A 12,142-nucleotide genomic window follows, 5' to 3' on the forward strand; every position below is an offset into this window, starting at 1 on the left:
GAGGCCGCCGTGGCGTCGAGGAGGTTCCACAACCCCTTCCACGGTGTGGTGGACATGATCACCGAGATGAACCGCATCTCCGACAGCATGTCCTCGATGGAGACCGGCAACGCCGGTGAACGCGAGCGCGGGCACGCCGACGCGTGGAGCCCGCCCACCGACATCCTCGCCCGGGGCAACGACCTGGTCGTCCGGTGCGAGGTCCCCGGGGTCCAGGAGCAGGACGTGGCCGTGAGCCTGAACAACGGCATCCTCACCATCAGCGGCGAGCGCCGCCGGGACGGGGACGACGTCGTCTACTACTCCTCCGAGCGGTTCATGGGCACGTTCCGCCGGGAGATCAGCCTCCCGGAGGCCGTGGACGAGGAGGACATCGAGGCCAGTTACGGCGAGGGGCTGCTGGAGGTGGTGGTGCACGGCGCCGCCAACGCCCGCGGCCCCCGGCGCATCGCCATCCGCAAGCGGACACCGAAGAAGTCCTAGACACCGCAGACGGGGCGGGTCCGGCACGGCCGGGCCCGCCCCGTCTGCGTGCGAGGACCTGATGCGGCACGGGGCACCCGGACGCCGGGAACCGGACGGCCCCGCGATCCGACCCGTAGGGGGAACGGCCGCGAGAACGCGGCTCGTACCCCCGGAGGGAACATGGACCGCATCCGCACCAGCCGTACCGCATGGGCCGCCTCACTGCTCTGCCTCGGCCTCACCCTCACCGCCTGCGGAGGGGCGCAGGAGCAGGGCGCCGCCCCGGCGGAGGAGGCCGCCGACAGCGCGGTGACCGCCGCCGACGCCTTCTCCGTGACCGACCCCTGGATCAAGGCCGTCACCGCCGAGGAGGGGATGACCGGCGTCTTCGGTGTGCTGGCCAACGGCTCCGGCGAGGAGATCACCGTCGTCTCGGCCGACTACGACGCGGCCGGGATGGTCGAGCTGCACGAGGTCGTCTCCGAGGGGACCGACGCCACCATGCGCGAGAAGGAGGGCGGGTTCCCCATCCCCGCCGGAGGCAGCACCACCCTGGAGCCCGGCGGCGACCACATCATGCTCATGGAACTGACCGAGGACCTCCAGCCGGGAGCCGAGGCGACCGTCACCGTGGAGTTCTCCGACGGCTCCACCACCGAGTTCACCGCCGCGGTCAAGGACTACGCCGGGGCCAACGAGGAGTACGAGGGCGGGCACGGCGAGGGGCACGGCGACGGGGAGCACGGCTCCGAGGGAGAGGACGGCGGGGCGCACGGGGACGAAGGGCACGGGGACCACTGATGGGCGGTGAGTCCCGGCTCAGCCGCAGAGGGCTGCTCCTGGGCGGCGCGGCGGCCGGTGTCGGCGCGGCCGGGGGCGCGCTCGCCCACCGGTGGGCCGCGGAACCTGCGGCGGCCCCCCAGGCGCCCCCGCTCAACGGCACGCTGACCGTACCGTTCCACGGCGTGCGGCAGGCGGGCGTGGAGACCCCGCCGCAGACGCACGGCACCTTCCTCGCGCTGGACCTGGAACCGGGGACGGACGCGGACGGGGTCGGCCGGCTCCTGCGGCTGCTCAGCGACGACGCGGCCCGCCTGTCCCGGGGCGAGCCCGCCCTGGCCGACACCGAGCCCGAACTCGCCCTGGTCCCGGCCCGGCTCACCACCACGTTCGGCTTCGGGCGGGGTCTGGTGGAGCGGGTGGACCCCGACGCGGTACCGGAGTGGCTCGGGCCACTGCCCGAGTTCGGGCACGACCGGCTCGACCCGGCCTGGGGCGGGGCGGACCTGCTGCTCCAGGTGTGCGCGGACGACCCCGTCACCGTCTCCCACGCGGTGCGGATGATGCTCAAGGACGCGCGGGCCTTCGCGCGGGTGCGGTGGACGCAGAGCGGGTTCCGCCGGGCCCACGGCTCCCAGCCCGAGGGCACCAGCATGCGCAACCTGATGGGGCAGGTGGACGGGACCGTCAACCCGGCGCCGGGAACCGGGGACTTCGACCGGCTGGTCTGGGGCGGGAACCCACCGCGGTGGCTCAGGGGAGGCACGAGCCTGGTGCTGCGCCGTATCGCCACCCACCTGGACACCTGGGACGAGCTGGACCGGCCCGCCCGCGAGGCGGTCATCGGCCGCCGCCTGGACAACGGCGCGCCGCTGACCGGTACCGAGGAACACGACGAGGCGGACCTGGAGGCCACGGACGCCTCCGGGCTGACCGTCATCGCGGACTTCGCGCACATCAGGCGGGCCCGCACCGACGACCCGGACCAGCGGATCTTCCGGCGCGCCTACAACTACGACGAGCGCGGCTCGGGCGGCGAGGAGGCGGGGCTGCTGTTCGCCTCCTTCCAGGCCGACCCGCTGCGCCAGTTCGTGCCCATCCAGCGGCGCCTGGACGAGCTGGACCTGCTCAACGAGTGGGTGACCGCCGTGGGCTCGGCGGTGTTCGCCGTCCCGCCGGGCTGCGAGGAGGGAGGGTACGTGGGGCAGGCCCTGCTGGAGGGGTGAGGCCCCGGCCCCGGCGACCGGTTCCGGCCTCCGGGGCCGTATGGGGTCGCTTCCGCGAGCGCGGTACGCGGTCCCCGCCGCGCGGCCGACCGTTCGGCCCGCCCCCCGGGCGGAGGCCCGGAACGGGTGCGACGTTGACTTCTCTCCCAGCTGAAGCGGGGAGATTCTTCCCTCACGGGTTGAGCTTTCTGCTTCGTAGCCGGTTGCCGACCCGAACTAACGGCGGGGGACGGGGTGCCGCCCATCGGTCTTACATCAGCTCCACAGACATCACTTCCCGCCAGCCCGGCGGTAGGCCGACTCGGTTCTCGTCTGAGCCGACGCGAGTTAGGCTAGCACCGGTTCCGGCGTTGCTCCGCGGATTCGGTGATTCTGGTGGGCGGTGATCCACCCAGGGACGAACCACCGTTTCCCGTCTTGCTCCGCGGGAGTCCGATTCCTCCCTGGTCTGAAGTCCAGAGTTTTTCGGAAGGATCCAGATGACGGAGCGGCCACCCCTGCGCGCGGCCCGCGCCGGGGTGTTCGCCTCGGTGTGCTCCGCCGTGTCCGTGGGCGGCCACGCGCTGTCCTCCGAGCACGCCGTCCCACTGGGCGGACTGCTCGTCGGCGCCGCCCTGGTCTACGCCTCCGCCTGGGCCGCGACCGGCCGCGAGCGCGGACTCGGCGCGATCGCCGGATGGATGGCGTGGGGCCAGCTGGCCCTGCACCTGGTCTTCTCCACGGCACAGGCGGCGGGAGCCCACGGCGCCCACGCGGCCGACCCCGCCGCCGTCGAGGCCGCCTCGGGCGGCGCCCGGATGCTCGTCGCCCACCTCGTGGCGGGCGCCGTGTGCGCCTGGTGGCTGCGCCAGGGCGAGGCGGCGCTCTTCGCCTACCTGCGCCTGGCCGCCGCCGCGCTGCTGCCCGTCCTGGTGCTCGCGGTCCCGCGGCTGGTGCCCGAACGGGTGCCCTCGGCCCCGCTCCCCGAGCGCCGGACGCCCGCCCCGGCCGCGCCCTACCTCCGACACAGCCTGGTTCTGCGGGGACCGCCCGCGGCGTAGTAGGCCGTGTTCGACCGCACCGCCGACCGCCGCGCGGCGGTCGGCGCCCGCGAACACGCCCGGGCCGCTGACCCGGCCCCTGCCCGCACCCGCACCGCCAGCGCGCCTTCCACCCCGACGGCGGGCTCCGCGGGGACCGGCTCCGAGCCGTCCTCGCGCCGCGCCGTGCCCACGGAGGGAACGGCCGCGCGGTCCCGGCTCCGCCCGGGCGGGCGCGGGCACCCGGGTCAGCGCCCTCACGCCGCGTCCTCCGCACCGCCGCGCCCACGCGCGCACGTCCGGGGAGACGCGTCCGGTCCCCGCGTGCCCAGGACCGGTCCCCCCGTCGGGGACCGGCCGCGCACGCTCCCGTCACCGCGCGCACCACCGCCCGAGGCCACCGGCCGCCGGGCCGCTGGTGCACGCCGGAACCCGGAGCACCGATGCCCACCGACACCGTCTTCCAGGAGCAGCGCCCGGCACGGGCGCGCCGTTCCCACCCCGACCGCCTGTCGTGCCGTCCGCGGCGCGACCACCGCACCGACCCGCCGCCCCCCGCGGCGGTCGAAGCGGACGAGCCCGCTCGCGAGGACGGGCCCGCCTCCGCGAAGGGCACCGCTCTCCCGCGGGGGCACGCCCGTCCGGAGGAACCCGGCCTTCCAGAGGAACCGGTCCGTCCGGAAGGACCCGTCCTCGCGGAGGGACCGGTCCGGTCGGAGGAGCCCCCGCACGCGGAGGAGCGCGCGCATGAGCGGGACGGCGAGCTCGACCGGCTGGCGCTCGCCGCCCGTGAGGGCTCGGCCGCCGCGCTCGACGCGTTCGTCCGGCGCACCCGTCCCGACGTCGCCCGCTACATCGCCCGCAGGGTCCACCCCGACCGCGTCGAGGAGCTGAGCCAGGAGACCTACCTGCGGGCCCTGCGCGGCCTGCCGCGGTTCGCCGGACGCGCCCCGGCGCGGACCTGGCTGCTGGCCATCGCCCGCAACACCGTCGCCGACCGCTACCGCCACGACGCGGCCCGCCCCGACTGCGTGCACCACGCCGACTGGGACCTGCTGCCCGCCCGGGCCGTCCGGTTCGACGAGCACGTGGCCCTGCTGTGCCTGCTGGACGGCCTCGCGGCCGAACGGCGGCAGGCGTTCGTCCTCACCCAGGTGGAGGGCCTGTCCTACGCCGAGGCCGCCCGGCTGGCGGACGTGCCCGTGGGCACGATCCGCTCGCGGGTGGCCCGGGCCCGCGGCGACCTGGTGCGCGGGCTCACCGCCTGAGGACCGAACGCGACGGCCCCGGGTCGCTCCGCCCGCGCGGAGCGGCCCGGGGCCGCCTACGTCACATCAGAAGACCCGGTCGGCCGCGTAGGGGCCGATCACGGCCAGCGCGCGCGGCCGCGACAGCAGGTCGGCGGCCACCTCGGCCACCTCCGCGCCGGTCACCGCGTCGAACAGCGCCAGGCTCTCGTCGATCGAGTAGTGCCCGGGCCTGTTCAGCTCGTGCGAGAGCAGCCGCCCCATCCTCGCGTTGGTGCCCTCGCTGCCCAGCACCAGCGACCCCTGGATCTGGCCCTTGGCCCGGGCCAGCTCCTCCTCGGTGATGCCCGAGGCGGCCACCTTCGCCAGTTCCTCGCGGCACACCCCGATGACCTCGTCGGCCTTGTCCGGCAGGCAGCCCGCGTAGATCTGGAAGCTGCCGGTGTCGGCGTAGTCGGCGTTGTAGGCGTGCACCGCGTAGGCCAGGCCGCGCTTCTCGCGCACCTCCTGGAACAGGCGCGAGGACATCCCGCCGCCCAGGGCTGCGCTGAGCAGCCGCAGCGCGTGCCACCGCGGGTCGGTGCGGCAGAGCCCCTCCGACCCCAGGATGATGTGCGCCTGCTCGGTCTCGCGCGACTGCACCACCGTGCCGCCGTAGGTGGCGACCGGCGAGCCGCCGATGCGGGGACGCGCGGGGCGGGCGTCCCCGGCGGCGGCCGAGTGCTCGGCGAACAGCGCGCGGACCTGCTCCACCACCCGGTCGTGGTCCAGGCTGCCCGCCGCGGTCACGATCAGCTCGCCGGGCACGTAGGCGTCGCGGTACTGCTCGGCGATGCGGTCGCGGGAGAGCGCCTCGATGGTGTCGGTGGTGCCCAGGATCGGTCGGCCCAGCGGCGAGTCGCCGAAGAAGTGCGCCGCGAAGACGTCGTCCACCAGGTCGGCGGGCTCGTCCTCGTACATGGCGATCTCCTCCAGGATCACGCCCCGCTCGGTCTCCACCTCGCCCTCGTCGAGCACCGAATTGGCCACCATGTCACCGATGACGTCGACGGCCAGCGGCAGGTCGCGGTCGAGCACCTTCGCGTAGTAGCAGGTGTGCTCCTTGGTGGTGTAGGCGTTGTGGTCGGCGCCCACACCGTCCAGCAGCGCGGAGATCTCCAGCGCCGAGCGCTCCTTGGTCCCCTTGAACAGCAGGTGCTCCAGGAAGTGCGCCGAGCCCGCGTGCGCGGAGTCCTCGTCGCGGGAACCCGTGGTCGCCGAGATCCCGAACGCGGCGGAGCGCACGCCCGGCACGGCCTCGGTGACCACGCGCAGGCCGCCGGGGAGCACCGTGCGGCGCACCAGTCCGGTACCGCCGTCCGGCTCCAGCAGCGTCACGGTCGTGTCCGGGTCCTGCTCGGCGGCGATGGGGACAGAGCTCATGGATCCTTCTTCTTCGTCGGGACGTCGGTGGCCGGTCCACCCGGCGGTTCCGGCCGAGGATACGCGCCGGGGCGGCCGCACCCAAGGTGCGACCGCCCCGGCGTCGGTCAGGATCAGGTGTTCTCCGAACGCCCGCCCGAGCTGCGGCGGCGGCGACGGCGCGGGGCGTCCCCGCCGTTCTTGTCGCCGCCGTCCTCCTCGGCCGGGGAGCCCTCGTCCTCAGCGGCGGGAGCCGCGGGAGCGGCCTGGGCCGACTCGGCCTCCACGACCTCGACCGGGACCAGCGACAGCTTGCCGCGGTCGTCGATCTCGCGGATCTCGACCTGGATCTTCTCGCCGATGCTGATCACGTCGTCGAGGTTCTCGATCCGCTTGCCGCCGTGCAGCTTGCGGATCTGCGAGATGTGCAGCAGGCCGTCCTTGCCGGGCAGCAGCGACACGAACGCGCCGAACGTGGTCGTCTTGACGACGGTGCCCAGGTAGCGGTCGCCGACCTCGGGCATCGTCGGGTTGGCGATCTGGTTGATCGTGTCCCGCGCGGCCTCGGCCGAGGGGCCGTCGGTGGCGCCGATGTAGATCGTGCCGTCGTCCTCGATGGTGATCTCGGCGCCGGTGTCGTCCTGGATCGAGTTGATCATCTTGCCCTTGGGGCCGATGACCTCGCCGATCTTCTCCACCGGGACCTTGACGGTGAGGATGCGCGGAGCGTTCGGGCTCATCTCGGCCGGGCGCTCGATGGCCTCCTGCATGACGTCGAGGATGGCCAGGCGGGCGCCGCGGGCCTGCTGGAGCGCGAGCGCCAGCTGCTCGGCGGGGATGCCGTCGAGCTTGGTGTCCAGCTGCAGGGCCGTGATGAGCTCGCGGGTACCGGCGACCTTGAAGTCCATGTCGCCGAACGCGTCCTCGGCGCCCAGGATGTCGGTGAGGGTGACGAACTCGTCGCCCTCGCTGATCAGGCCCATGGCGATGCCCGACACCATCTCCTTGAGGGGCACGCCGGCCGCCATCAGGGACATGGTGGAGGCGCAGACCGAACCCATCGAGGTGGAGCCGTTGGAGCCCAGGGCCTCCGACACCTGACGGATGGCGTAGGGGAACTCCTCGCGGGCGGGCAGGACCGGGAGCAGGGCGCGCTCAGCGAGGGCGCCGTGCCCGATCTCGCGCCGCTTGGGCGAGCCCACCCGACCGGTCTCACCGGTGGAGTAGGGCGGGAAGTTGTAGTTGTGCATGTAGCGCTTGGTCTTGTCCGGGTTGAGCGTGTCAACCGTCTGCTCCATGCGCAGCATGTTGAGCGTGGTGACACCCATGATCTGGGTCTCGCCGCGCTCGAAGAGGGCCGAGCCGTGCACCCGCGGCAGGACGCCGACCTCGGCGCTCAGCTGGCGGATGTCCTTGGGGCCGCGGCCGTCGATGCGGATCCCGTCGCGCAGCACGCGCTCGCGCATGAGCTGCTTGCTCAGGGAGCGGAAGGCGGCGCCGATCTCCTTCTCGCGGCCCTCGAAGTCCTCGGCGAGCTTCTCGGCGGCCGAGGCCTTGACGCGGTCCAGCTCGGCCTCGCGGTCCTGCTTGTCCGCGATGGTCAGCGCCTTGGACAGCTCCTCGCGGACGGCGCCCTCGACGGCGACGTACACGTCGTCCTCGTAGTCGAGGAAGATCGGGAACTCGCCCTGCTCGCGGCTGGTCTGGTCGGCGACGGCCTGCTGGGCCTTGCACAGGACCTTGATGAAGGGCTTGGCGGCCTCCAGGCCCTCGGCGACGGTCTGCTCGTTGGGGCCGACGGCCCCCTCGGCGACCAGCTTGAGGGTGCGGACCGTGGACTCGGCCTCCACCATCATGATGGCGACGTCGCCGTCGGCCAGGACGCGACCGGCGACCACCATGTCGAAGGTGGCGTTCTCCAGCTCGGCGTGGGTCGGGAAGCCCACCCACTGGCCGTCGATGAGGGCGACGCGCACGCCGCCGATCGGGCCGGAGAAGGGCAGCCCGGCGATCTGGGTGGACATCGAGGCCGCGTTGATGGCGACGACGTCGTACAGGTGCTCGGGGTGCAGGGCCAGGACCGTCTCGACGATCTGGATCTCGTTGCGCAGGCCCTTCCTGAACGACGGGCGCAGCGGCCGGTCGATCAGGCGGCAGGTGAGGATGGCGTCCTCGGAGGGACGGCCCTCACGCCGGAAGAAGGAGCCGGGGATGCGGCCCGCGGCGTACATGCGCTCCTCGACGTCCACCGTCAGGGGGAAGAAGTCGAGGTTCTCCTTGGGGCGCTTCGAGGCGGTGGTGGCGGACAGGACGACCGTCTCGTCGTCCAGGTACACCGTGGCCGATCCGGCGGCCTGGCGGGCCAGGCGACCGGTCTCGAAGCGGATGGTGCGGGTGCCGAAGGAGCCGTTGTCGATGACGGCTTCGGCCGAGTACACGCCCTCCATGGGCGACCTCCTACTACACGTGTTCGCGTTCGTGGCGCCCGGCACGCGAGGCGTGCCGGCGCTCGTTGTTCGTCTTCCCGCGTCCGTGCCCCGGAGTTGATGACGGCCGGTCATCGATCGAAGCCCACGGCATGCCCTGAGGGGAATGTCCGGGGACCACTACCGAGGACCGGCCCCGACTCTGCGCCGGGGTGGGGAGCGGGTGGTTCTCACTGTGGAACCGGGGTGGACGGCGGCGCATGACCACCGTCGTGTCACACCTTACTAACAAAGCGGGAGCGGCCGAAGCCACTCCCGCCGACAACCTAGCGGCGCAGACCCAGACGCTCGATGAGCGAGCGGTAACGGGTGATGTCCTGCTTGGCGATGTACTTGAGCAGACGGCGGCGGCGACCGACCATCAGCAGCAGGCCGCGGCGGCTGTGGTGGTCGTGCTTGTGGCCCTTGAGGTGCTCGGTCAGCTCGGTGATGCGGTGCGTGAGCAGCGCGACCTGGACCTCGGGGGAACCGGTGTCACCCTCGCCGGTGGCGTACTCGGCGATGATCTTCTCTTTGGTGGCGGTGTCGATCGACACGTCGCTCCTTCACTGGAAAGTCGGTACGCGGTGTGGAACCCGGTGCGCGACCGGGAACAGACGCGGTGACCGCGCGTACGAACAGTCACCGTCGCGTGTGGTGCGCGGCCCGCCGCCGACGGCGTGGGTGCGCCGCGCTCCCCCGGCGACGGTACGCGCGGAGGCGACCGGCCGTGGGCACACGTGGACAACGACCACCCTACCGCAGAGCACGAGGTGGCGGACCGTGGCCGGGCACGGGTGGGGTCTCCCCCGCTCCGCGCCCTACCCGGCGCGCAGGACCTCGCGGCAGCGGTCGACGTCCCGGCGCATGGCGACGATCAGCTCGTCGATGCTGTCGAAGCGCTCCTGACCGCGGATGTGCACCGTGAAGTCCACCGTCATGCGCAGCCCGTACAGGTCCAGGTCGTCGCGGTCCAGGGCGTAGGCCTCCACGGTGCGCTCGGCGCCGTCGAACGTGGGGTTGCTGCCCACGGAGATGGCGGCGGGCCAGCGCGACTCCTGCCCCGGGGCGGGCTCGGAGCGGTGGAGCCAGCCCGCGTAGACGCCGTCGCCGGGGACGGCGGTGTCGGGGAGCAGGTCCATGTTGGCGGTGGGGAAGCCCAGCAGCTCGCGGCCGCGCGCGGCGCCGTGCACGACCTCGCCCCCGACCCGGTGCGGGCGGCCCAGCAGCTCGGCGGCCCCGGCCACGTCGCCCTCGGCGAGCAGCCCCCGCACGCGCGTGGAGGTGATGGTGTCGCCGTCCGCGACCAGGGCGACCCCGTCGGCGGTGAAGCCGTACTCGGCGCCCAGCGCGGCCAGCGCGGCGACGTCGCCCGAGGCGCGGTGGCCGAAGCGGAAGTCCTCGCCCACGACCACGGCCGCGGCGTGCAGGCGGTCGACCAGGACGCGCTGGACGAACTCCTCCGGGGTCAGGGAGGACAGGTCCTTGGTGAAGGGCAGGACGCACACGGCGTCGGCGCCGTACTCGGTCAGCAGCTCCACCCGCCGCTCCAGGGGGGTGAGCACCGGCGGGGTGGTGCCGCGCAGCACCGTCTGCGGGTGGGGGTCGAAGGTCACCACGGTGACCGGGAGGCCGAGTTCGCGCCCGTGCCCGACCGCGGTCTCCAGGATGGCCTGGTGGCCACGGTGCACTCCGTCGAACACGCCGACCGCCACCACGGAGCGCCCCCACCCGGAGGGAACGCCCTCCAGCCCGTCCCATCGCCGCACGTCCGGCTCCCCTGCTCGTCGCTGCTCGTGGTCCGCGCGGAGCCCGTGGCGCCCAGCGCGCCCGGAACCCGCACGAACCAAGGGTGCCACGTCCGCGGGTCCCCCACCGACACAAGGGGTGTGTGGCCCAGCACACGCCGGACCACCGCTCCAGCGGATACCGAAGGTCAGCGCCCGACCGAGTAGTGGTAGGCGTCGGCCCGCCCCCGAATGTCGCAGACGACGATGACGCCCTTGTCGTCGTCTATGCCGAATCGAATCCTGTAAGTGGCACGGCGGGCGACCCGTTCCTGACCGTAGGGGGGATTGAGTCGTTTCCCCACTTTGCGGGGGTTCTCCCTGAGGTCTCCCCGAATCAGCTCCCATGCCGCCGTGGCCACCTTGTCAGGCAACGTCTCGGACAGGGCACGGCGCGCGGTACGGGCCAGGACGATTTCGTACCGGTCGCTCACGTTTCCGTCTCCCTGCGCGCACGTTCTCGCATGAGCTCGGCCATCTCGTCACCGGTGACCACGTCCCCGCGTTCGTACTCCTCCTTCGCCCGGGCCAGACTCGCCTGCTCCTCCGGACTGTCCAGAAGGGCGAAGGTCTCCATCATCGACTCGTAGTCGTCCACGGAGATCACCACGGCACTGGGCCTGCCGTTGCGGGTGATGGTGACGGCGTCGTGCGTTCTCTCCACCTCATCGACGATCTTGGACAGGTTGTTTCTGGCCTCGGCCAGCGGAAGCGTCGTCATGGCGTGAATTCCAGCCAATCGTGTCGCGGGTTGTACATCATTCACGCCAGTCCGCTCTCTTCGTATGGCGGTTACGGGAAGTCCCGTCGCCCGGGAGGAACTGGAGGACGCCGGGCTCCGCCCGCGGCGGAGCCGGGTTGGCACACGTGCGCGGGGCGGTTACCGTGCACCGATGGCGATGATCGACACGGGTGCGACCCGACTGGCGTACGACGAGGCCGGTTCCGGTCCCGCGATCGTTTTCGTGCACGCCGGTGTGGCCGACCGGCGCATGTGGGACCACCAGTTCACCGAGTTCGCGAAGACCCACCGGGTGGTCCGCTACGACTGGCGCGGCCACGGCGGCTCCGCCGACCACGAGGGCCCCGTCGACCACCACGAGGACCTGCTGGCCCTCATGGACGCCCTGGAGATCGACCGGGCGACCCTGGTCGGCGCCTCCTTCGGGGGCGCCTACTGCGTGGACGCGGCGCTGGCCGCCCCGGAACGGGTGGGGGCACTGGCCCTGGTCTGTCCGGGAATGTCAGGGCACGAGTGGCCGGAGGTCTTCGTGCGCGAGGCGCGCAAGATGGTGCTGGGCGCCGTCCCCCACGAACGCCTGGAGGTGTACCGGGCGGGACGCGCCGACCCCGATCCCGGGGACGTGGCGGCGATGGCCGAGGCCCAGGCCCGGTTCATGGTGCTGGGCCCCGGGCGGGTGCCCGAGGACCTGCCGCCGGAGGCCTGGGACCTGGTGCTGCTCATGCTGCGCGAGATGTTCGCCCGCGAGTGGTCCGGGCCGGTCGCCACCACCCGCTGGCCGGAGCGGCCAGCCAGCGACCGCCTGGGCGAGATCGCCGTGCCGACGCTGGTGGTGAAGGGGATGTCGGAGATCGCCCAGGTACGGGAGGTCGCGGACCTGTACGCCGGGGGCGTGCCCGGGGCGCGGCTGCTGGAGATGCCCGACACCGGCCACCTGCCGTCCGTGGAGCGCCCCGGCGAGCTGACCGCGGCCCTCGCCCGGTTCCTGGGGACCGCCTGACCGGGCGGGT

General features: G+C 73.0%; 12 protein-coding genes. 6 read left to right on the forward strand and 6 right to left on the reverse strand.

Annotated features, from left to right (window positions below):
* The first annotated feature begins 9 nt into the window (after positions 1-9).
* From NDAS_RS17715 to NDAS_RS17735, 5 genes are all read left to right on the forward strand, one after another.
* Positions 10-483, forward strand: a complete 474-nt coding sequence (locus tag NDAS_RS17715) for an Hsp20/alpha crystallin family protein (protein ID WP_013154585.1) — start codon at positions 10-12, stop codon at positions 481-483.
* A 162-nt stretch (positions 484-645) separates the two neighbouring features.
* On the forward strand, positions 646-1,266 hold the full coding sequence (locus tag NDAS_RS17720) for a copper chaperone PCu(A)C (protein ID WP_013154586.1): 621 nt from the start codon (positions 646-648) through the stop codon (positions 1,264-1,266).
* Positions 1,266-2,471, forward strand: a complete 1,206-nt coding sequence (locus tag NDAS_RS17725; RefSeq protein ID WP_013154587.1) for a Dyp-type peroxidase — start codon at positions 1,266-1,268, stop codon at positions 2,469-2,471. The genes NDAS_RS17720 and NDAS_RS17725 overlap by 1 nt, the downstream gene beginning before the upstream one ends.
* Positions 2,472-2,950: 479 nt before the next feature.
* Positions 2,951-3,511: a hypothetical protein gene (locus NDAS_RS17730; protein WP_013154588.1), complete on the forward strand. Its 561-nt coding sequence runs from the start codon at positions 2,951-2,953 to the stop codon at positions 3,509-3,511.
* A gap of 422 nt (positions 3,512-3,933) precedes the next feature.
* Entirely contained in the window at positions 3,934-4,758 is an 825-nt protein-coding gene (locus tag NDAS_RS17735; RefSeq protein ID WP_013154589.1) for a sigma-70 family RNA polymerase sigma factor, read from the forward strand.
* Positions 4,759-4,824: 66 nt separating this feature from the next.
* Here NDAS_RS17735 and NDAS_RS17740 read toward each other — a convergent pair whose 3' ends face one another.
* From NDAS_RS17740 to NDAS_RS17765, 6 genes are all read right to left on the reverse strand, one after another.
* Complete coding sequence (locus NDAS_RS17740) at positions 4,825-6,159, reverse strand: M16 family metallopeptidase (protein WP_013154590.1); 1,335 nt, start codon at positions 6,157-6,159, stop codon at positions 4,825-4,827.
* Between the two features lie 113 nt (positions 6,160-6,272).
* Entirely contained in the window at positions 6,273-8,585 is a 2,313-nt protein-coding gene (locus tag NDAS_RS17745) for a polyribonucleotide nucleotidyltransferase (RefSeq protein WP_013154591.1), read from the reverse strand.
* A 305-nt stretch (positions 8,586-8,890) separates the two neighbouring features.
* Positions 8,891-9,160: a 30S ribosomal protein S15 gene (rpsO, locus tag NDAS_RS17750; protein ID WP_013154592.1), complete on the reverse strand. Its 270-nt coding sequence runs from the start codon at positions 9,158-9,160 to the stop codon at positions 8,891-8,893.
* 264 nt (positions 9,161-9,424) lie between these two features.
* A complete protein-coding gene (locus tag NDAS_RS17755; RefSeq protein WP_013154593.1) occupies positions 9,425-10,372 on the reverse strand; it encodes a bifunctional riboflavin kinase/FAD synthetase in 948 nt (315 codons plus the stop codon).
* Positions 10,373-10,539: 167 nt separating this feature from the next.
* Positions 10,540-10,824, reverse strand: a complete 285-nt coding sequence (locus NDAS_RS17760) for a type II toxin-antitoxin system RelE family toxin (protein ID WP_013154594.1) — start codon at positions 10,822-10,824, stop codon at positions 10,540-10,542.
* Positions 10,821-11,111, reverse strand: coding sequence for a type II toxin-antitoxin system Phd/YefM family antitoxin (locus NDAS_RS17765; RefSeq protein ID WP_013154595.1), 291 nt, complete (start codon positions 11,109-11,111; stop codon positions 10,821-10,823). The genes NDAS_RS17760 and NDAS_RS17765 overlap by 4 nt, the downstream gene beginning before the upstream one ends.
* Before the next feature lie 172 nt (positions 11,112-11,283).
* Here NDAS_RS17765 and NDAS_RS17770 point away from each other — a divergent pair, with 172 nt between their 5' ends.
* Positions 11,284-12,132 carry an alpha/beta fold hydrolase gene (locus NDAS_RS17770; protein WP_013154596.1) on the forward strand — a complete coding sequence of 283 codons (849 nt, stop codon included), beginning with the start codon at positions 11,284-11,286 and terminating at the stop codon, positions 12,130-12,132.
* The last annotated feature ends 10 nt before the right edge of the window (positions 12,133-12,142 follow it).

It is taken from the genome of Nocardiopsis dassonvillei subsp. dassonvillei DSM 43111, from assembly GCF_000092985.1.
Lineage (GTDB): Bacteria > Actinomycetota > Actinomycetes > Streptosporangiales > Streptosporangiaceae > Nocardiopsis > Nocardiopsis dassonvillei.